21 protein-coding genes and 2 pseudogenes are annotated in these 20,200 nt (G+C 37.2%); all 23 read right to left on the bottom strand.

What is annotated here, in order from left to right; genetic code table 11:
- Positions 1 to 15: 15 nt before the first annotated feature.
- Positions 16 to 579 carry an acyltransferase gene (locus ACXYMT_RS09460; protein ID WP_459058830.1) on the bottom strand — a complete coding sequence of 188 codons (564 nt, stop codon included), beginning with the start codon at positions 577 to 579 and terminating at the stop codon, positions 16 to 18.
- Positions 576 to 1,484 (bottom strand): glycosyltransferase family 2 protein, encoded by a 909-nt coding sequence (locus ACXYMT_RS09455; RefSeq protein WP_459058829.1) that lies wholly within the window; start codon positions 1,482 to 1,484, stop codon positions 576 to 578. Before ACXYMT_RS09455 ends, ACXYMT_RS09460 begins: the two co-directional genes overlap by 4 nt.
- A complete protein-coding gene (locus ACXYMT_RS09450; RefSeq protein ID WP_459058828.1) occupies positions 1,474 to 2,928 on the bottom strand; it encodes a lipopolysaccharide biosynthesis protein in 1,455 nt (484 codons plus the stop codon). The genes ACXYMT_RS09455 and ACXYMT_RS09450 overlap by 11 nt, the downstream gene beginning before the upstream one ends.
- Positions 2,929 to 2,931: 3 nt before the next feature.
- A pseudogene (locus tag ACXYMT_RS09445) lies at positions 2,932 to 3,087 on the bottom strand (DapH/DapD/GlmU-related protein); the annotation flags it as partial.
- A gap of 440 nt (positions 3,088 to 3,527) precedes the next feature.
- Entirely contained in the window at positions 3,528 to 4,631 is a 1,104-nt protein-coding gene (locus ACXYMT_RS09440) for a DegT/DnrJ/EryC1/StrS family aminotransferase (RefSeq protein WP_459058827.1), read from the bottom strand.
- A gap of 3 nt (positions 4,632 to 4,634) precedes the next feature.
- Positions 4,635 to 5,135, bottom strand: a complete 501-nt coding sequence (locus ACXYMT_RS09435; protein ID WP_459058826.1) for an acyltransferase — start codon at positions 5,133 to 5,135, stop codon at positions 4,635 to 4,637.
- A gap of 2 nt (positions 5,136 to 5,137) precedes the next feature.
- On the bottom strand, positions 5,138 to 5,545 hold the full coding sequence (locus tag ACXYMT_RS09430; protein ID WP_459059166.1) for a sugar 3,4-ketoisomerase: 408 nt from the start codon (positions 5,543 to 5,545) through the stop codon (positions 5,138 to 5,140).
- A 2-nt stretch (positions 5,546 to 5,547) separates the two neighbouring features.
- Positions 5,548 to 5,958 (bottom strand): sugar 3,4-ketoisomerase, encoded by a 411-nt coding sequence (locus ACXYMT_RS09425; RefSeq protein ID WP_459058825.1) that lies wholly within the window; start codon positions 5,956 to 5,958, stop codon positions 5,548 to 5,550.
- 2 nt (positions 5,959 to 5,960) lie between these two features.
- Positions 5,961 to 6,833, bottom strand: a complete 873-nt coding sequence (rfbA, locus tag ACXYMT_RS09420; RefSeq protein WP_459058824.1) for a glucose-1-phosphate thymidylyltransferase RfbA — start codon at positions 6,831 to 6,833, stop codon at positions 5,961 to 5,963.
- Entirely contained in the window at positions 6,830 to 7,381 is a 552-nt protein-coding gene (gene rfbC / locus ACXYMT_RS09415; protein ID WP_459058823.1) for a dTDP-4-dehydrorhamnose 3,5-epimerase, read from the bottom strand. The genes rfbA and rfbC overlap by 4 nt, the downstream gene beginning before the upstream one ends.
- Positions 7,382 to 7,387: 6 nt before the next feature.
- Positions 7,388 to 8,446 carry a dTDP-glucose 4,6-dehydratase gene (gene rfbB / locus ACXYMT_RS09410; RefSeq protein ID WP_459058822.1) on the bottom strand — a complete coding sequence of 353 codons (1,059 nt, stop codon included), beginning with the start codon at positions 8,444 to 8,446 and terminating at the stop codon, positions 7,388 to 7,390.
- Between the two features lie 401 nt (positions 8,447 to 8,847).
- Positions 8,848 to 9,756, bottom strand: a complete 909-nt coding sequence (locus tag ACXYMT_RS09405) for a glycosyltransferase family 2 protein (protein ID WP_459058821.1) — start codon at positions 9,754 to 9,756, stop codon at positions 8,848 to 8,850.
- Between the two features lie 71 nt (positions 9,757 to 9,827).
- Positions 9,828 to 11,297, bottom strand: a complete 1,470-nt coding sequence (locus ACXYMT_RS09400) for a lipopolysaccharide biosynthesis protein (protein ID WP_459058820.1) — start codon at positions 11,295 to 11,297, stop codon at positions 9,828 to 9,830.
- 194 nt (positions 11,298 to 11,491) lie between these two features.
- Complete coding sequence (locus ACXYMT_RS09395) at positions 11,492 to 12,691, bottom strand: ATP-grasp domain-containing protein (RefSeq protein ID WP_459058819.1); 1,200 nt, start codon at positions 12,689 to 12,691, stop codon at positions 11,492 to 11,494.
- A 144-nt stretch (positions 12,692 to 12,835) separates the two neighbouring features.
- Positions 12,836 to 13,558: a GNAT family N-acetyltransferase gene (locus ACXYMT_RS09390; protein WP_459058818.1), complete on the bottom strand. Its 723-nt coding sequence runs from the start codon at positions 13,556 to 13,558 to the stop codon at positions 12,836 to 12,838.
- Positions 13,559 to 13,775: 217 nt separating this feature from the next.
- Positions 13,776 to 14,855, bottom strand: coding sequence for a DegT/DnrJ/EryC1/StrS family aminotransferase (locus ACXYMT_RS09385; protein WP_459058817.1), 1,080 nt, complete (start codon positions 14,853 to 14,855; stop codon positions 13,776 to 13,778).
- Between the two features lie 394 nt (positions 14,856 to 15,249).
- Positions 15,250 to 15,438, bottom strand: a pseudogene (locus tag ACXYMT_RS09380) (elongation factor 1-alpha C-terminal domain-related protein); the annotation flags it as partial.
- 129 nt (positions 15,439 to 15,567) lie between these two features.
- Positions 15,568 to 16,824: a sulfate adenylyltransferase subunit 1 gene (locus ACXYMT_RS09375; protein WP_459058816.1), complete on the bottom strand. Its 1,257-nt coding sequence runs from the start codon at positions 16,822 to 16,824 to the stop codon at positions 15,568 to 15,570.
- A 30-nt stretch (positions 16,825 to 16,854) separates the two neighbouring features.
- The gene (locus ACXYMT_RS09370) at positions 16,855 to 17,259 is read right to left on the bottom strand and encodes a GxxExxY protein (protein WP_459058815.1); all 405 of its coding nucleotides are present in this window, start codon (positions 17,257 to 17,259) and stop codon (positions 16,855 to 16,857) included.
- Positions 17,260 to 17,301: 42 nt separating this feature from the next.
- Complete coding sequence (gene cysD, locus ACXYMT_RS09365) at positions 17,302 to 18,207, bottom strand: sulfate adenylyltransferase subunit CysD (protein ID WP_459058814.1); 906 nt, start codon at positions 18,205 to 18,207, stop codon at positions 17,302 to 17,304.
- Positions 18,200 to 18,796, bottom strand: a complete 597-nt coding sequence (cysC, locus tag ACXYMT_RS09360) for an adenylyl-sulfate kinase (RefSeq protein ID WP_459058813.1) — start codon at positions 18,794 to 18,796, stop codon at positions 18,200 to 18,202. Before cysC ends, cysD begins: the two co-directional genes overlap by 8 nt.
- A 28-nt stretch (positions 18,797 to 18,824) precedes the next feature.
- On the bottom strand, positions 18,825 to 19,331 hold the full coding sequence (locus tag ACXYMT_RS09355) for a DUF2061 domain-containing protein (RefSeq protein WP_459058812.1): 507 nt from the start codon (positions 19,329 to 19,331) through the stop codon (positions 18,825 to 18,827).
- Positions 19,321 to 20,121: a 3'(2'),5'-bisphosphate nucleotidase CysQ gene (gene cysQ, locus ACXYMT_RS09350; RefSeq protein ID WP_459058811.1), complete on the bottom strand. Its 801-nt coding sequence runs from the start codon at positions 20,119 to 20,121 to the stop codon at positions 19,321 to 19,323. The genes ACXYMT_RS09355 and cysQ overlap by 11 nt, the downstream gene beginning before the upstream one ends.
- Positions 20,122 to 20,200 lie beyond the last annotated feature (79 nt).

Here is a 20,200-nt window from a genome sequence, read left to right as displayed (position 1 = left end):
ATATGCGTGAATGGACTAACCAAAGTTTTTAATTTTTTTTGCCGGCACTCCAACGTATACAGCATTTGCCTCCAGGTTAGTGTTCACAACGGCATTTGCACCCACTACGGTATTATTCCCTATTTCGCTGCCTGCTAATACGGTAACTTTTGCCGCGAGCCATACATTTTCCTTTATAACAATAGGTGCGGTTGTAAAACCCTGTTCTATAACTATCTTGCCTTCTTCTCCAAAATTGTGATTTTGGTCTCTAATCACTACCATTTCTGCTATTTGACAATGGGAGCTAATCATAATATTGTTGCGAGCAACAATGACACAATTTGATCCTATAAATGTATCTTTAATAGAGATAATGCCACCATGATCTACATGAATAATAGTTCCATCTCCAATAGAGCAATTATTCAAAATTAATTTTGAGTCGTCCGTACATTTTATGGAGCAGCCACAGCCAATTTTATTGTCATAGGAAATTCGAGCTTTTGGATAAAGAATTGTAATCTTAAAAATTCTCACCTTGTTACTAATCTCTTCTAATAGCCTTTTCAGAAATCTTAATACTTTAGTTGAATTCATTTTTTAAAAAAGGAATATAAAATTCCAAATAAAAAGCGCGGATTGAAAATATACTTTGGCCGTAGAATAAAAGCCTTTTTAAGATTTTCGAATCCACTTTTATATAAATTTTTTAAGCGAATCATTTCCCAACCTTTTAAAAAATAAATTCTGGAAATAATTTTATTCTTTAAATACTTTAAATCTTCCGGGAAATCAGGATGACTGAATAGTTCTTTTCTAGCATTAATATTATCCTCAAGCATCGTATGAATTTCTTTTCCTATATTACCGCTATGATCTCTCATTACTACTAAAGGCTCATCCACATAATCAAACTTATAGCGCATTGCTATTTTGAAATAAATAGCCTCTCCTTCAGCCCTATATTTTGGAGAGAATGAATAATAATCAAAACATTCTTTTTTAACCATGGGGGTAATTGGATAAATAAAGAAAGGTTCTGTTAATAATTCTTTTAAAATCCTACCTCGTCTCATCATTTTATTGGTTGCCGGCTCCCTATAGGTTTTAGTATCCATAAAATACCTTAAGCCTCCGGAATAGACCACACCGTAATCCTCGGGTAATGATTCGATAAGATTAACTTGTTTTTCTATTTTTTCCGGCAAGTACCAATCATCAGATGACAACCAACAAATATATTTTCCGTTAGCCTTCGCAACTGTTTCAGAAAATCTTATATGCCCTCTGTTTTCTTTATGAACTTCAAAAATAAACTGGGGGTACTCTTTTTTAAGTTTAACAAACAATTCATGTGTGCCATCTGTTGAGCCATCATCAACGATAAAATATTCAATATTTTTATATGTCTGCCGTGCAACACTTTCAATAGCCTGTTCAATATAATCCACGTGATTATACGAAGGGGTTATAACGGTCACTAAGGGTAAATTATTTTGCATATTTCTTTTTAAATATTTGAAAAGAAAGTTCTTTCCGATAAATTAAACCTAAAATAACGACTACAGGGATAGGAAATATTAACCCTATGTGCCGATATTCGTAAATACCACTCCCTCCCAGGTAAATACTGATAAAAAGACAAAAGAAAAAGACGATCGGAGCCGGGAGAATATATTTCAATTGATAAGGTATTTTCATGTAAGAACGACTTTCCAAACTGTACCAAATAAGAGATAAGAAATTTCCTATGAATGCAGCGAATATGGCAGCATAAATTTTATGATTCTGCACCAGTAATAATAAAACCAACAATTGAGTACCTACAGTAACTACGCTTATGAAGGCTAGTCGTTTTGACTTTTTTGAATAAGTGAAAATATTAAAAAATAAATATTGAATGGCGTTAAGTAGCGTTGGAATGATGGCGAAGTAGAAGTATGGGATAATTTTAAGGTACTGTTCATTCGGTTTGATTAAGTGGATATTACTAACAGCTGCGATCAAAAAACTACTGAATATAATTAAGCCTAATCCATAAAAAAGATATAGTTGATTTATCTTTTTGGTACTGTCGTTAAGGTCGCTATATGCTTCAAAAAGATAAGGTTGAATTGAATTGGCAAGCGCTTCAGACGCCATAGCAACCAAACCTGCAAAGGTCATCAACAAACCGAAAATCCCTATATCCGATAAGCTGATATATCGCTCTAAAACATACCTGTCCGCGTACCGCCCAAGCCAGAAAACAAAAAAGAAAGGAATCAAGGCTAAACTGAAATCGAGGCATTTCTTCAATATTTCTTTATCCAGGCGAAATCTTATTACCTTTTTAAGATAAAATAAAACTAAAACTGCTGTTAAAATATTAGCTAATAATTTAGCCCATAACACCCCTAAGAGAGAAAAGTTGAGTATCAGTATAATTTGCAATAAAACTCCACTAACAATGAATAATAATTGAACACTTGCATATTTTATTATTTTTTTTTCATTTTTTACAAAAGCAGAATATGCTTCTATGATGGGTAAAAACATTCCTGTAGCGATGGCAAGGCTTATATAAGGAAAAAACATAATCTTATCACTGCTAAATACCAACGAAAATAAATAAGGTCCTGTCAACTGTAGTATGATAAAAAAGAATGCGTTGAATATTATAATGAAGGAAATAATATTATCCAATAATTTGTTCTTTTCTTCGTCCGTTTTACAGTCATAATAAAATGGAACAATAGCACTACTGATCTTTAAGCCGCCGACAGCAGCCACTAAAGTTGTGATCGTAATTACTATGGTATAAATTCCATATTCTTCAGGGGAAAGTAATCTAAGATAAATTGGCAATAAAAAGATATTTATTGCAGGTTTTAAAAATGTTAATATTGTAAAGACGATACTACTTTGAAAAACAGAATCGAATTTAACATTTAAACTAAATTTCACTTAGCGTGTTTTTATAATCCTTGCAGGGATTCCCGCTGCAATGGTGAAAGGCGGTATATTTTTGGTAACTACACTGTTTGCCGCAACTATTGCGCCTTTCCCAATTTCCACCCCTTTTGTTATAACAACCTGCGTACCCAACCACACACCATCACCTATCTTCACGGCACTCATTTTATAACCTTGCCTACTAATTGGAATATCTTTTCTGGAATAATCATGATCAACATCAAGAATATAACAACGGGGAGCAATCATAACATCCTGTCCTATCTCAATTTTATGAGTACAAGATATAATTGTATTTTCATTGATCACTGTTCGTGTACCTATACTAAGATAACCACTACCAGCTATCATCACATTTTTTCTGATGGCCACCCTGTCCGCAAGGTGAAAATTATTACCTAATACCGCTATATCGACCTTCCGCCCAATACTGCATTTTTTTCCCAGGGATTTAAATTTGTACTGATAGATGAGACCTCTCATTAAAGGTATATAGCGTGTGATATAACTGAAGAGAGTTTCTATATTCCTTATTAAGGGAGAGAAATGTTTTATTATTGAGAAAAAGAAATTGTACATATAATTTTACCTCAATTATATATATTCAACAGGTTGTCAATCTTTTTGATTTCCTGAGGACTGATTAAAGGGCCTATAGGCAGGCTTAAAATTTCGTTATGGATAGCCTCAGTAATCGGATAGCTCATATTATTATATGGTTTATAAGCTTCTTGTTTATGTGGTGGTATTGGGTAATGAATTAAAGTTTGCACTCCATTTTGATGCAAAAATTCCTGAAGGAGAGACCTCTTTTTTGTTTTAATTACAAACAAATGCCAGACATGTTCTGCAGGATTATCAGGTAAAACAGGTAACACTATTTCAGAATTGTGTATTCCCTCTATATATTTTTCCGCTACACGGCGACGATACTCATTTTCACGATCAATGTATTTAAATTTCACAGATAAAAAGGCAGCCTGAATTTCATCTAAACGACTATTCAATCCCCGGTAAATATTTTCATATTTTTTATGTGAGCCATAATTAGCCAGGGCTCTAATGGTTTGTGCCAACTCTTCATCCTTTGTCGTTACTGCTCCCGCATCGCCCAGTGCACCAAGATTTTTACCTGGATAAAAACTAAAGCCCGCCGCATCGCCTAATGCTCCTGTCTTTATTCCTTTCCAGGAAGCCCCAACAGCCTGTGCATTGTCCTCAATTATCTTTAAATTATAATTCAGGGCAATTTCTTCAAGTTCTTCTGACCAACAAACTCTCCCATACAAATGCACAACCATTATCGCCTTTGTACGGGAGGTAATATGCTCTTCAATTTTAGATATGTCCAGATTAAAAGTTGAAGGATCAGGTTCTACAAGAACAGGAACCAAATTGTTATCTGTAATTGCAAGAATGGAAGCTATATAGGTGTTAGCCGGAACAATAATCTCATCCCCTTCTTTAATAACACCTAACTCTTTATAAGCACGCAAAATTAATCGCAATGCATCCAGACCGTTTGCTACACCAATGGCATGCGAGGTTCCGATATAATTCGACAGTTCCTTTTCAAATTGAGCAACACGTTTGCCCAACAGATACCACCCGGAATTAATAACTTCTGCGGCCACTTTCTTCAAGTCGGACCGGTACTGTTCGTTTATCTTTTGCAGATCTAAAAATTTGATCATTGCTTAACTTATATTTTGCTCACTTTTAATTCTTTTAATATTTCCGTTTTGGTCTATCCAACCTATGAGTTTAGCAGGATTTCCTATAACTACACCTCTGTCAGGGACGTCCTTTGTGACAATCGCTCCCGCTCCTACCATAGCGAACTCACCAATTTCGATACCGCAAAGTATTACTGCACCTGCGCCGATCGTCGCTCCTTTTTTAACATGAGTTTTTTCTAGTTTGAAATTCCTATTTTTGGATCTGGGAAGCTTGTCATTGGTAAAAGTAACATTAGGTCCTACCATGGTATCATCTTCCAGTACAATACCATCCCAGATACAAACTCCCGGTTTTATCGTTACCCGATCACCTATGATAACATCGTTCTCTATAAAAACATTATAATTTATATTACAGTCCCTACCGATGTCGGCATTCTTTAGAATCACGCAATGTTGCCAGACCTTTGTGTTTGAGCCTATTTTTTCTGTCTGAACTTCTGCAGATGGATGTATCATACCTATTTATTTATTTTAAATTCAGAATACTCTCTGATATAATCTTCCTCCGAGTATTTTTCAGATGCCAAAACCATACATACGGAACCAGAAGAAAACTCAAATAACTCCCTCCAGATGCCAGGGATTATAAGTAGACCAAAATCTGGGCGATTCAAGGTTACCACTTTCTTATTATTACCGTCATCCAATAACACGTTGAAGCTTCCACTGGCCGCAACAATCAACTGTTTTAAGTTATAATGGGCGTGCCCGCCCCTGTTTTCTCCTCCCGGTATATCGTACAAATAGTAGATGCGCTTTATATCAAAAGGAATGTGCTTATTCCCTTCCACTATCGTTATGTTACCTGCGCGATTATGAATTTTATGTAATTTTATAATATTGCAATTATAAACTGTACTTTCCATCATTATTTCCTTGATTCTTTAAATTCTCCATAATCACGAATATAATCTTCAGGATCAAATTCTGTAGAACTAACTACCATCGCCAGGGAATTAGTAGAGAAATTTTCCATCTGCCTCCATATTCCATAAGGAATGTATAGCCCATAATAAGACCGATTTAATGAAAACTTTTTCCTGGCTTCACCGTCATCTACAATGACATCAAAACTTCCAGACAAGGCTAAGATAAATTCTATTTGTTCTTTAAAAGCATGGCCGCCACGTATTTCTCCCCCGGGCACATCATAAATCCAATAGGTTCTTTTAATTTCAAAAGGAATGTGATCTTCCTCCTGAAAAAAAGAAAGGTTGCCCCTTGGATCTTCTATTTTAGGTAAGTTAATTAAACGTACATCAGACACTGTATGGCTCATATTTAATCTTTTAGGAGTCGATTGAGATAATCAAAATATTCGCCCTTTTTTCCTTCAATATCCTCTCTAACCCTATTTTTTGAAAGCCATCCCTTATATAGGCCTATTTCTTCCAAACAAGCAATTTTTAATCCTGTGCGTTTTTCGACTGCTTTTACAAACTCTGTGGCCTCGGTAAGTGCTTCATGAGTACCGGTATCCAGCCAGGCAAAACCGCGGCTCATCATTTGTAGCTTCAAGTTATTTTGCTTTAAATAGAACTCATTTACACTGGTGATCTCCAGTTCCCCACGTTGGGAAGGTTTTACACCCTTCGCTATTTGTACAACGCTGTTAGGATAAAAATACAAGCCTACAACTGCAAAATTGCTTTTGGGTTCATTTGGTTTTTCTTCTATACTTAGCACATTGCCTTCGTCATCAAATTCTGCAACGCCATAGCGCTCCGGGTCCTCCACATAATATCCAAAAACCGTGGCTTTTTGTTCTTTTTCCACCTTCATTTTTGCTTCTCTCAGCAAATGCTGCAAACCTGCACCATGAAAGATATTATCCCCTAAGATAAGACATACATCATCCTCACCAATAAATTCTTCTCCTATGATGAAAGCCTGTGCAAGACCCTCAGGAGCAGGTTGCTCTGCATAAGATAATTGTATACCCAATCCGGATCCATCCCCAAAGAGTCTTTTAAAATTTGGTAAATCATGGGGCGTGGAAATAATCAGAATATCCCGGATACCTGCAAGCATTAAAACAGACAAGGGGTAAAAAATCATGGGTTTGTCGTAGACCGGCAGCAGTTGTTTTGAAACCACCTGTGTCAATGGATGTAAACGTGTACCGGAACCTCCGGCTAAAATAATTCCTTTCATATTTTATGGTTGTGCTTATTGAAAAATGGCAAATTCAGATCTTTTTCTGATATAATTCTGTCTTTCCCAGGAACCTGCCAGTCAATGTTCAGGTTGGGGTCGTTATACACCACCCCAAACTCAGTTTCCTTATTGTAATAATTGTCGCATTTATAAAAGAAGGTCGCCGTTTTGCTTAATACCGCGAAACCATGTAAAAAGCCCCGGGGAACAAAAAACTGTAATTTGTTAGCTTCACTTAAGTGTACCGCCACATACTGCCCGTAGGTTTTTGAGCCCGGGCGAACATCTACAGCGACATCCAGCACCTCTCCTTCCAAAACCCGTACAAGCTTTGCCTGGGAATATTCTCCGGCCTGGGCATGTAGGCCACGGATGACCCCAAAGGTGGAAAAGGACTGATTATCCTGTACAAAAACTGTTTCCACTCCTGTCTTTTGTCTGAATGCAGCATCGTTATGGGTTTCCATAAAATAGCCCCGACTGTCCTCAAAAACAGTGGGTTTCAGGATAAAGCAACCTTCAAGTTTTGTTTTGATGAGTTCCATAACAGATTAATCTTGATATTGGCGGTTATAGTAATTCTGATATTCGCCCGAAGTGACGTGCTGTAGCCACGTCTCGTTTTCCAGATACCAGTCTATGGTTTTGGATAGCCCTTCCTCAAAGGTAACAGAAGGCTCCCAGCCCAGTTCGCTGTTTATTTTGGAAGCATCTATAGCATAACGCTTGTCATGCCCGGGCCGGTCTTTAATATAGGTTATCAGCTTTTGAGAGGTTCCTTCTTCCCTGCCCAGTTTTTGATCCATCTGCGTACAAAGCACCTGAATCAAATTAATGTTCTGCCATTCATTAAACCCTCCAATATTATAGGTTTCTCCTTTTTTTCCCTTGTGAAACGCCAAATCAATAGCCACTGCGTGATCAATGACATAAAGCCAATCGCGGGTGTATTTACCATCGCCGTACACAGGCAATGCTTTTTTCTGAACGATGTTATGTATGAAAAGCGGTATCAGTTTTTCCGGAAACTGGTTGGGCCCGTAATTGTTTGAACAGTTGGAAATGATATAGGGCATCCCATAGGTCTCGCCATAAGCACGCACAAAATGATCAGAGCTCCCCTTGCTGGCAGAATATGGCGAATTAGGGTCATAGGAGGTGGTTTCAGTAAACAATCCCGTCTCCCCTAAGGTACCGTATACTTCATCGGTGCTAACGTGATAAAAGAGTTTATCTGCAAGATCATCTGCCCAGGTTTGCTTTGCGGCATTCAATAAATTCACAGTCCCTAAGACATTTGTTTTCACAAAGGCGATTGGGTCGGTTATCGAACGGTCTACATGAGATTCTGCGGCCAGATGGATGACGCTGTCAAAGCGATATTCAGCAAACAGGCGATCCATAGTGGTGGAATCGGTAATGTCTGCTTTTAGAAATGTATAGTTGTCTGCCTCTTCTATATCCTTAAGATTTTCCAGGTTACCCGCATAGGTCAGTGCATCTAAATTATATATATGGTACTTAGGATATTTATTTATAAAAAGACGCACCACATGAGAGCCAATAAAACCGGCGCCACCGGTTATTAAAATATTTTTTTTACTTTCCAAGATCCTCAGTTGTTTATAATAAAAATACTCTTGTCGTCCTTGACCAATAACCGGGCAGAGAGTGTACGGGAAATCGTGTCAAAACAAGAATTTTAATCGCGGGTAAAGATAGGGTTATGTTTTAAAAAGGGAAAGGATTAAGGTGAGATATTAAATAACAGGTGAACATTCAAGCATAAAAAAAATTTAATATTTCGTTTAACTTGAAATATAATTTTTCCGATAATTATGAGGTTCGTATTTTGATCTCAAAGTTTGATATTCCCAATGGGAAACGCCCTTTTTTAAAATAAATTTTAAATCTTCACCTGTTATTCCATTCAGTTGCACTATTCCAATCCAAATGTTGTATTTGCTTTCTATATCAAGTAAGGAAATCAGTCGATTTATTTTCACCTTAGTTAAATACGAAAATATAGATCCATAAGAAATTTTTTTAAATTAGATGGACTTATCTTTTTAGTTAAATTAATGATCTTTCTGTTATGAGCAACAAACAAACCCAAATTGATGTTCTTATTTAATAATTTTACCTCTTCAGCAAATTCATTTTGAGTAGATATATTGAACATTTCTAATACTTCCTTTTTATTTAACAAGTTTATTTTTTTGGCTCGGAAATTATTAACATTTAACGACCAGGAAAATTCTGTAAAATTTCTATATACGCTCATTTCGTCCTCCAGATATCCAATTTCTCCTTTGGATATTGCCAATAAAGCTAATGGGAAATCACCCACCTTAGAATGTAGTACATAATCAGGCATTCCATCTAATAATATATCCCTTCTAAAAATGGCACTGGAAGTGGAATAACTCCCTCCACCCCGTTGGATGAAATGTTTTTTCTCAATTATTTGCTTATCTATAAAATATTCAGACTTATAATAAGTGCTGAAGTTACCTTTATGCAATGTTTTAGATCCATGAAAAGTAAAAACCAGTTCCGGTACACTTTCCATAAACTTAATTTGCTTTTGAATCTTTAAGGGATCAGTCCAATAATCATCCCCTTCACAAAGCGCAATATATTTACCCAGGCACTGATTTATCGTCCACAAAGAATTTAGCATCATCCCCTTATTTTCTTCGTGTCTGGTGTATTTTATCCAGGAAGCATTAGGGTGAGTATTTATAATTTCTTTTATTTTTTTGTCCGTAGCATCGGGGGAATTGTCATTTGATATAATAAGCTCAACTTCAAAATCACAAACTTGCATTAAAACACTTTCAACAGCCTGCCTGATATATTTTTCATGGCCGTAAGTTATCATTGCAACACTTACCAGGGGCCTTTTATTTTTAAACATCTATTGTTGTTTCATTTTTTAGTATACACTCCTACAGCTCTATAATATCTAAAGCTTCAGGATATTCATTTCTAATTACTTCCATTTCCCTTGGAAAATCTGGGATTATAATAATCTTTTTTAATTTTCCAAAGTAATTTTAAAGATGGATTTTTAAAAATGTAATTGCCGAAAGCATAAAGTAATATTCCTACAGAAGCAGGAATTATTATTTGCAAATATAAATTATAGGTCTCTAAAGTTTTTAAGAGAAAATACATCATTACATACATAAAGCCACCAATAAACAACGTGGGAAGCAGGTCCACGATTTGTCTTGGTAAAGAATATGCTATTAGCTTATTGGTATAGTGGATATTAATCATTAATGCCAATACTGAAATGATCACCACACTCCATACCAGGCTCACCATACCCAAAGGCAAAGCCACTGCTATAACGGCTGCTATCATTGCTTTTTTTATGATTTCCAGCTTTAAGAACCAGTCACTCCTGCCAAAAATTTTTAAGAGATTTAAATTAAAAGCATGGATCGGATAAAGTACGCCCGCAAAACAGAGAATCCTAAAAAATACAGCGGCTTGCTCCCATTGATTTCCCAACACCAGTAAAAAAAGCGGTTCCGCCAAAGCAGCGAGTATAAACATCAAAGGTACCGCTACAAAAAAAGCAAATTGCAAAATTTGTTTATACACCCTGGTAATTCTTTCATTATCCTCCTTGATCCCTGAAAGTAAAGGGTAGGTTACTTTTCCTATCATAGTTGTTAAAATGACCACCGGGTAATTATTGAATGTTTTTGCACGTTCAAATTGACCTAGCTGTTGTATTGAATAAAACTTGCCTATAATGACATTGTAAATATTATCAAAAATTGAATTTAATAATCCTGAAAGCATTAATTTAAACCCAAAATTAAAATGTTTTTTAAATTTTTTTATCGAAAATCGAAAATTGGGTTTCCATTCACTAAAGTACCATAATACCGTTGCAAAAATAGCCTGAGTAACTAGTTGCATTGCTATAATACTCCACACCCCAAAATTTGAATACGCCATAAAAATACCGGTTGCGGCACCAAAAATAACTCCCGGGATATTAAAAAGCAGTAAGTGTTTGAACTTTAATTTTTTTATTAAAATGGTTTGTTGTACTGCAGAAAAGGAAGTGATCACAAAAAGTAATCCATACACTCTTACAATAGTGATCAAAATTTCCTGATCATAAAAGTTTGCTATTGCAGGAGCGCAGAAGTATAAAATAAGATACAAAAAACCACTGAAAGTAATATTTGTAAAGAACACGGTGGTATAATCTGAAGCATTTGCCTCTTCACTTCTAATTAAAGAAGATGTTAAACCACTGTCAACAATAGTCGTCGCAATGGAAGTAAAAATATAAATCATCCCCATCAAACCAAATTCTACCGGACTGAGCAAGCGGGCTAAAATTATTGCTGTAAATAAACCAATACCCCGAACCATTGCAGTATCCAAAAAAGTCCATAATAGACCGGAAGTAGCAGTTTTTTTTAATCCCATTATTACAATTTAACAAATAAAACCCATAGCAGTTCTATTTCGAAGATTTTGACCAGTAGTATAAATAACCTCTAGCCTTCCGTCTTGCCCCGGGGAACAGATTTAATGAGATTTCGCCTGACATTAAATTTTGAGCATCTTAGTGAGATTATGTGCCAGGTCTTAATCCTAATTCCGGAAAAACAAAATACCTGTTATATTACTTTGACTTTTACAAACTGATTATAAGAAGTAAGGATTTTTTCCATTTCCTCTCTGTGATCAAATCTTAGCACCAAAGTGCCAACAGTTTCATTTGCCCCCGTAAAAGCCCTAACCTGATCCCCTTTGGAAATCCAAAGATCTCTTTCAATTACATTTCTCTGTATTGCGGGATCAATTTCTAATTCTTCAAACATACCGCTCTCTTTGCTGTACAGAACCAACATTGCCCAAAATCCCTCGAAGTCAGGTTCATGCAGATCCTTCAATGGATCTCCAACTGCACTTCTTACCGCATTGGTTATTAAATCCACACCGCCGGAAAACCTTAACATTTCAGAAAGTCGGTTTCCACCTCCCCGCGGAGAAACTTCCATGATATAGGCATTCCCAAAATGATCTTCCCGTGTTTCTATGTTATAAACTCCGGTTTTTAAATCCAGTAGATCAAATAAACGTTGCAACTCACATTTAAGTTCATTCATCGTCTCTTTAGACTGTGTGCCGGGCCAGCTGTATGCTGTAGGGGTATAAGGATTGGGGGCATGAGGATCGAATCGTTGATCTGAAAAACTGCATACTACAAGTTTTCCGTCTATCGAAAAGGCATCTGAATCTGAGGAAAAGCTTTTTTGCGAAATGAATTCTTCTATAATAAATTTTTTAGAAGGAGAAAATTGTAAGGCTTTGGAAATCTTTCCCATTAATTCATTTGGATGACTCACCTTTGATACTCCCTTGCTCCCCGCAGAATCCACAGGTTTTACAATTACCGGCCATTTAAAAAGTTCTATATCCTTAAGAGCGTCTTCAGCAGATACATATCCTTTGGCTTTTGGAACTGTAAATTTATGCTGAGTGAGAAATTCCCTAAACCTAACTTTGTCCTGTAAAACCGTGACCGATTTATAAGAACCATTAAACGGCAAATTCATTAATTCTGCAACATAGGCAGCAGTAGTAACTCCCGGATCCACAGCGAATGACAAAATACCATCGATCTGGAGTTCCTGGGCAACTTTGAGAACAGCCTCCTTTTCAAGAATATTTATTAAATGAAATTCATGTGAACATCTATGGGCAGGATTTTCAGAATTGTTATCACAGGTTATCACAAAATAGCCTTGTTCACGAGCAGCTTGAATAACAGGAATAAGATATCTAAGTCCTCCTAAAAGAAGTAGCTTTTTCATATTTCGTCCCGGACTCTCGATAACAATTTAAATGGTAAAATACACTGTAAACTCAAAACTTTTTTTATTTCAATGCCATAAAATTCAAAACCTATTTCTTCAAGTCCTTCGCAGGCTATTTTTCTATTACTGAAATGCATTGAATTATTTTTTTCTCCAAAAATGATATCCATATTCTATTTTATTGCCCTGACAACCAAGCCGGTAATACAAAGCCAGCGCTTTTCTGTTCTTAGCGTGTGTTACTCCTGTAACAAATTCATAACCTTCGTCCAGCAATATTTTTTCTATGGACAGAAATAGAGCAAATGCAACACCTTTCCCTTCCACCATTGGATCTACAGCTAATAGTGCTATTTGAGGATATTCTACATCTTTTTTAATGGTTGCAAAACCAACTATTTTGGAATCCATTTTGTATACCAGCACATGGGAAGCCATTTCCTTTTGCACAGACTTCACGGTCCAATTTTTAAATAATTCATTATACTTTTCCTTTGAAATATTTGGATCCAGATAAAAGCGGGTATGATGCCCTGCAAGTTGAGCCAATGCAATCAAATCTGCTCCCGGATATGAATCTTTGTATAGACTGATATTGTGATGAATGTGAGAATTCCTGTTTAAGGGCTTTTTAAGTTTTATTCTTTCATCCACCAAGATAGAGTTGTAAAATTGGGAAGTGAAATCTTCAGGGAGTGGTAAACTGGAATAATAATAAGCTAGTTCAACATCTGCATCAAAAAGTTTTTTAAGTTCAAGTTCAATTTGCACCTTATCAAGATTAAGAAGATCCTCAGTTATTTTAGCTACCTTTATTCCGAAGAAGTCCGAATCTCTTTTTAAAATTTCAAAATCGGGTATCATATTTTATCTTTTAAATTCTCCAAATACCACTACACCGCTTCTTTTAATCCAAATCTGTTTTTCTTTGTGGATCATACCTAAGCAGTTTTTTGGTTTTTTCTACTAAAGCCTAAAATCAGGAGTACCTCCTACTCTTTCCGGACCATATTTGATCTCGACTTTTGCAATATAAGATTCCATTAATAAAAAAGGAGATTATACCACATTTAGAACAAACTTATTTAGCATTACTCTTATAAATGATCTTGACAATATTTTCAATCTGATTTCCTGTTAGTTCCGAATTTAAAGGTAAACACAATATTCTAACGGAGATATCTTCGGAAATTTTCATCCTTGTATAATTTAGGTAATTCAATGTATTCAATGACGGATAAAAATACCTTCTGGGGTAAATCTGTTCCTGGTTTAAGGCCTTTTGTACCTTTAATAACTGTTCTTCTGTTTCCAATATTATGGGATAGTAGCTGTAATTCCATTCTGTCCCTTCTCGTAACTTTATACCTTTTAATCCGAATCCGCGCAAACCATTTTGGTATTCCTGAACAAGTTCTTTTCTTTTCTGAATTTCAGAATTTACATAAGGTAACACCGCCAATCCCATTGCCGCCTGTAATTCACTCATTTTCGCATTTATCCCAAGTCCATGAAACTCGGTCATCCCTTTATGGCCCAAATTATGACTGTAAAACAGTTTTTGGTATAGATCCGGATCCTTGCAGAACATCACTCCTCCTTCTCCTGTATGAAAGATCTTGGTTGCATGAGAACTACAGGTGCTCACCTGACCAAAATTAAAAATAGATTCTCCTTTATACTTCACTCCAAAACAATGTGCAGCATCGTAGATCACTTTTAATCCATGCTTTTTGGCAATCCTGTCTATCTCTTCAATATTACAGGGATTCCCGAAGACATGGGTCGCCAGGATTGCAGTTGTTTTTTTGGTTATTGCAGCTTCTATTTTAGTTTCATCTATGGTGAGGTATTCGGGATGAATATCAACAAACACGGGAGTGCAATTTTCCCATACTATAGCAGCGGTTGTTGACACATAACTAAAAGGAGTGGTAATTACCTCTCCATCTTTTGCCAGGACTTTCAGGGCTATCTGCAAAGGTAGGGTTCCGTTAGCGGTTAAAATAAGATCAGGTGAATCTAGATAAATTTTCAGCTTTGCCTGTAACTTAAACCACAATTTTCCTCCATTTGCTATTTGATTTGAATCCCAGATCTGGTCCAGGTATTTTTGATATTCCTCCAGGGGAGGAAGAAAAGTTTTAGTCACGTTGATCACGGTTTCCGAATCTATTTAGCAATTCAATGAGGCTGCTACATTTAAAAGCAAGGCCGGAGTTAAAAATGTTAGGGAACTAATGGAACCACCAATTCGACACGCAAGATATCATTTTGCCGCTGCAGTAGAAACCAGTGGATAAAAAAATTTACATCATCTTCAAAAAAAACCAGCAAAACAATAGGTAATGGAAATTTATCGGACATAAATATTTAGTGGGCGAGTACCGGCGTTAAGTTACGCCACCATACCACTTACGACCGTTTTGGAAAAGTAATAAAAAAGAATTACGCGGATTTATTAAAATTTTAAGGATTACTGGGTTAAATAATCATTCCCGCTGCCACTGTCTCATTATTTTTTTAATTACGCGGATTATATCTGATTCCACTGATTAAACTATCATTCCGGCTGCTACGGTTTCATTAGTATTTTCATCTATAAGGATAATGCTGCCAGTATTTCTGTTCTCTCTATAAGAATCGAGCATGATAGATCTCGTACACCTCAATTTCACCCGTGCAATATCACTTCGAGACAAATTTTTGTCAGCGGTTATCCTGTCATAGGTATTGATATCAATCTAAAATTAAAATGATTTCACAGATTACTACGGATTTCTCAGATTGACTGGTTATATTATCATACCAGCTGCCACAGTCTCATTCTATTTGATTGCGCGGATTTAATTGGATTTCACCGATTACGTTCGCTACACCACCATTCCTGCTGCCACTGTTTCATTCGTTGCTTCATCAATTAATATAATACTACCTGTATTTCTGTTCTCTCTGTACGAATCGGCCATAATGGGTCTGTTGCACCTGAGTTTTACCCGTGCAATGTCATTTCGACTCAATATTTTGTCATCGATTATCCTGTCATAGGTATTGATGTCAATTTTATATACCACTTCTTTTATTATTGCCCTTAGTTCATTGGTAGTATGCATAAGTGTGTATTTTGCCCTTGGCTTAGCTGCCTCATTGTTTAACCAACAAAGCATCACATCAAATTCCTGCGTTGCCTCCGGCTGATTATTTATTCTTACGATCATGTCACCCCTGCTCACGTCAATATCGTCTTCTAAAGTCATGGCAACAGACATGGGTGCGTAGGCTTCCTCAACTTCTGTTTCACCTAAATTTATGGATCTTATCTTTGACGTAAAACCGGAGGGCAAAATTGCCACTTCATCGCCTACTCTATAAATTCCACTGGATACCCTACCGGCATAGCCTCTGTAATCCCGATGTTCTTCACACTGTGGCCTAAGAACAGTCTGTACCGGGAAACGGGCATCTATTTTGTTGATATCACTGCTGATATGGAGAGTTTCTAAGATATTCAGTAGTGTTCCTCCCTGATACCATTCCATATTTTGGGACCTGTTCACCACATTATCTCCATCCAAAGCGCTGATCGGGATAAAGCGTACATCCTTCATGAGCAGTTTTGAAGAAAATTCCTCGAAGTGTCCAATGATCTCATTGAATCTTCCTTCAGAATAATCAACAAGATCCATTTTATTGACACATACTATCAGGTGAGGAATATTCAAAAGAGAAGCAATGAATGAGTGTCTCTTGGTCTGTTCAATCACTCCGTGGCGGGCATCAATTAATATCACTGCTGCATTAGCCGTGGATGCTCCGGTGACCATGTTCCGGGTATACTGAATATGTCCGGGAGTGTCCGCAATAATGAATTTTCTCTTCGGAGTCGTAAAGTACCTGTAAGCTACATCTATAGTGATCCCCTGCTCTCTTTCATCCCTCAAACCATCAGTAAACAACGCAAGATCCACTCCCTTATGCCCCTTTTTTGCACTCGTAGCACTCACCGATTCCAATTGATCTTCAAAAATGGATTTAGAGTCGTATAAGAGGCGACCGATGAGGGTGGATTTGCCGTCGTCTACACTACCAGCTGTAGTAAACCTAAGTAATTGATTGTTTTGTATTTGCATTTGCAATTTAATTTGACGCGATTCCGCGGATTACAGCGGAGTACGCGGATTGGATGTGTTGATGAATCTTTTCCATACAAGACTTTTCTGTCCGAAGTTCACAAGTAAACCGAGTGGTAAATCTGTCGATTTGAGGTAATTTATAGTTTGTGCCTCCGCATTCTTGACCAGGAAGGAAGCTGCCTTGATTTCAAGAAGAACCTTATCATAACATAAAAAGTCAGCTACAAAATATTTCTTCATTGGTTGACCGTCATACATCAGTATCAATTTTACCTGTCTCTGAAATTGAATTTCCTGAGACTTAAATTCTTTTTCAAGCGCCTCTTGATACACCGACTCCAAAAACCCGGATCCAAGATTTCTATGAACCTTCATACAAGCTCCAATTACCTTAAAGGTTTCTTTCTCGAATATCAATTTACTGTCTCCCATCCAATCCGCGTAATCAGATTTTAATCTGTGTAATCTTATAAATTAGAAGTACCCCTGTCTCTTTCTGTCTTCCATGGCTGTTTCTGAACGTTTATCATCACTCCTATCTCCTCTCTCAGTTTTACGCATAGCAGAAACCTCCTGCACGATCTTTTCCAGCGTGTCTGCATCAGACTCTATACCTCCTGTGATGGTGATGTCACCGAGGGTTCGGAAGCGGATTTTTTTCTTTTCAGTTTTCTCCTCATCTTCCAGTCTTAGGAACTCCGAAACAGGGATCCAGGAATTATTTCTCCACACCACTTCCCGCTCATGCGCGATGTAAAGCGAAGGAATTTTAATATTTTCTCTCTTTATATAATTCCAAACATCCATCTCTGTCCAGTTACTTATTGGAAAGGCACGAAAATGTTCTCCTTCGAAATGTTTCCCGTTGAGAAGATTCCATAATTCTGGCCGCTGATTTTTAGGATCCCATTCTCCGAAATCATTACGGTGAGAAAAGAATCGTTCTTTTGCTCTTGCTTTTTCTTCGTCTCTTCTGCCTCCGCCAATGGCACAGTCAATCCTGTGCTCCTCTATAGTATCCAACAAGGTTGTTATCTGCAAGGCGTTGCGGGTAGCATTTTTTCCTCTTTCTTCAGCTACTCTTCCGTTATTGATCGACTCCTGAACAGAACCGACAATAAGTTTCACTCCCAGCTCCTTTACCAGCTCGTCTCTGAATTGAATGGTTTCAGGAAAGTTATGACCAGTGTCTACGTGTAGTAAGGCAAAAGGAATCTTGGCGGGATAAAAAGCTTTCTTAGCCAGATGAGTTACAAGAATTGAATCCTTTCCCCCTGAAAACAGGATCACCGGGTTCTCAAACTGAGCCCAAACTTCTCTGAGGATAAAAATTGCTTCCGATTCCAGTTCGTCAAGGTAATTCAGGAAATATTTATTCATTATAACTTAATTTTTGTTCGAGAAACTTTAACAGCCTCTCTAGAGATTCTTTTACAGATTCTTCTTCGGTCTTTATTTCAAAATCGGGAGTTTGGGGAGCTTCATAAGGAGCACTTATTCCTGTGAAATTCTCAATCTCCCCTGCACGTGCTTTTTCATAAAAACCTTTGACGTCTCTCTCTTCACAGATCTCCAACGGGGTGTTCACAAAAATTTCTATAAAATTTTCTCTGCCAATTATACTTCTCGCCTGTTCCCTATCCTCTTTTAATGGAGAAATAAAAGCAGTAATGGTAAGCATGCCTGCATCCATAAATAACTTAGCTACCTCTGCAATTCTCCTGTTGTTCTCAAAACGATCTTCCCTGGAAAAGCCAAGACCTTTATTAAGTCCGCTCCGAATATTATCTCCATCCAAAGCATAGGTCTGTACTCCCTGCTGAAAAAGCCGTTCCTCCAGCTTACTTGCAATAGTAGACTTCCCTGACCCTGACAAGCCGGTAAACCAGAGAACCAACGAACCGTGTTTGTTCTGCCGGTTTCGGTCTTCACGGGAAATGTGGTAATTATGTTTTATGATGTTGGGCATTTGCGATTGTTATTAGTTGATTGGTTAATCAGGAACTGGATTTGGTATTTCTAACTTCGCAAATCTGACTTCTATTCACCGACTCCTTCACCTCCACTACTTCTTTAGCTTTGGCTCTCCTTTCCGGCAGTCCGTAGTCAACTCGATACCAGGTGCGTTCGTGTAGGTAGTACAAAACCATTTTGGTAATTACCTCAGCTAATCCAATCTTGATTCCTGTAATGGGGTTTCCGGTGATGATCCAGGCAAGAGCCATAGTATCCATGGTGCCTACAATGCGCCAGGAAATTGTTTTAGCAATATGTCTCCTCCTACTGCTCCACTTTCCGGAGGATAAAGAAAACTCTCCTTTAAACCACAGTCTTTCGTGAAAATAATACAGGATCATTTTAGTGATAACTTCAGCAAAACCGATCTTTAATCCCGTAAAGGCATGTCCGGAGATCAACCAAGCCAACAGGATAGTGTCCAGAGTTCCTACGATCCTCCAGGTAATGGCCTTGGCAATATGTCGCTTATGCGATTTATCTTTCATAAGAAACTACAAAGTTATCGTTTCTTAAATTTTCCCGATTATAAGTGATGCTCTTACCGCTATCATTGAATTTACAGGAGAAACCGACTGCCTCGCAAATAGCCTGTCCCGCTGCGGTATCCCATTCCATAGTGGGACCAAATCTTGGATAGTAATGAGCTTCCCCTTCTGCCAGCAGGCAGAACTTCAGGGAGCTTCCTCTTGAAACCACCTGAACTTCCTGTTCTGCCTTTTTGAGTTCCTCTATGAAATTCAGCGTTTCCTGATTCATATGAGAACGGCTACCGATCACCTTAATGTGCTTTGATTTTGTAACCGGCCGGATTTCCTTTGCAGACTTTAAAAGATAATCGACATCTAATGCCCCCGAAGGGACAGAATTTTTATAGGCTTTTCTATCTAAAACCAGAGTAAAGTAAAGCAAATCGAGGGCTGGGGCGAAAATCACCCCCAATTGGGGTATTCCTTCAGAAACTAAGGCGATATTAACCGTAAATTCCCCATTTCTTTTGATAAACTCTTTTGTTCCATCGAGGGGATCAACGATCCAGCATTCCTTCCACTGCTTTCTTTCCTCATAGGAAAGTTCAACATTTTCCTCACTAATTATGGGAATACCTGTAGATCTCAAAAATTCATTGATGATGTCATTAGCTCTTTTATCCGCTATGGTCAAAGGTGATTCATCTGATTTTATTTCCACCTGAAAATCCTCCTTCAGATAAACCTTCATTATCTCTTTCCCGGCTGCAATTGCAGCCTCTATTGCTGTTCTTAAATGTTCTTTCATCAGGAATTAAATATACACAGAGATTTAAAAGGTAGAAAACTTGAAAGTTAAAAAAAGACGCTTACATCCTTTTTTATTT

The sequence above is a fragment of the Salinimicrobium sp. CAU 1759 genome (assembly GCF_054482715.1).
Note: the sequence above shows the minus strand (reverse complement) of the source record. Positions and strands in the feature narration are given on the sequence as shown.

Coding starts and splice junctions, on each gene's coding strand:
- ACXYMT_RS09405 (WP_459058821.1), bottom strand. CDS start 9,756: ATGTTTAAAAATAAAAGGCCCCTGGTAAGTGTTGCAATGATAACTTAC.
- ACXYMT_RS09435 (WP_459058826.1), bottom strand. CDS start 5,135: ATGATACATCCATCTGCAGAAGTTCAGACAGAAAAAATAGGCTCAAAC.
- cysD (WP_459058814.1), bottom strand. CDS start 18,207: ATGAATAAATATTTCCTGAATTACCTTGACGAACTGGAATCGGAAGCA.
- rfbA (WP_459058824.1), bottom strand. CDS start 6,833: ATGAAAGGAATTATTTTAGCCGGAGGTTCCGGTACACGTTTACATCCA.
- ACXYMT_RS09440 (WP_459058827.1), bottom strand. CDS start 4,631: ATGATCAAATTTTTAGATCTGCAAAAGATAAACGAACAGTACCGGTCC.
- cysQ (WP_459058811.1), bottom strand. CDS start 20,121: ATGAAAGAACATTTAAGAACAGCAATAGAGGCTGCAATTGCAGCCGGG.
- ACXYMT_RS09400 (WP_459058820.1), bottom strand. CDS start 11,297: ATGGGATTAAAAAAAACTGCTACTTCCGGTCTATTATGGACTTTTTTG.
- ACXYMT_RS09455 (WP_459058829.1), bottom strand. CDS start 1,484: ATGCAAAATAATTTACCCTTAGTGACCGTTATAACCCCTTCGTATAAT.
- ACXYMT_RS09430 (WP_459059166.1), bottom strand. CDS start 5,545: ATGGAAAGTACAGTTTATAATTGCAATATTATAAAATTACATAAAATT.
- cysC (WP_459058813.1), bottom strand. CDS start 18,796: ATGCCCAACATCATAAAACATAATTACCACATTTCCCGTGAAGACCGA.
- ACXYMT_RS09460 (WP_459058830.1), bottom strand. CDS start 579: ATGAATTCAACTAAAGTATTAAGATTTCTGAAAAGGCTATTAGAAGAG.
- ACXYMT_RS09425 (WP_459058825.1), bottom strand. CDS start 5,958: ATGAGCCATACAGTGTCTGATGTACGTTTAATTAACTTACCTAAAATA.
- rfbC (WP_459058823.1), bottom strand. CDS start 7,381: ATGGAACTCATCAAAACAAAACTTGAAGGTTGCTTTATCCTGAAACCC.
- ACXYMT_RS09375 (WP_459058816.1), bottom strand. CDS start 16,824: ATGCAAATACAAAACAATCAATTACTTAGGTTTACTACAGCTGGTAGT.
- ACXYMT_RS09370 (WP_459058815.1), bottom strand. CDS start 17,259: ATGGGAGACAGTAAATTGATATTCGAGAAAGAAACCTTTAAGGTAATT.
- ACXYMT_RS09390 (WP_459058818.1), bottom strand. CDS start 13,558: ATGATACCCGATTTTGAAATTTTAAAAAGAGATTCGGACTTCTTCGGA.
- ACXYMT_RS09395 (WP_459058819.1), bottom strand. CDS start 12,691: ATGAAAAAGCTACTTCTTTTAGGAGGACTTAGATATCTTATTCCTGTT.
- ACXYMT_RS09355 (WP_459058812.1), bottom strand. CDS start 19,331: ATGAAAGATAAATCGCATAAGCGACATATTGCCAAGGCCATTACCTGG.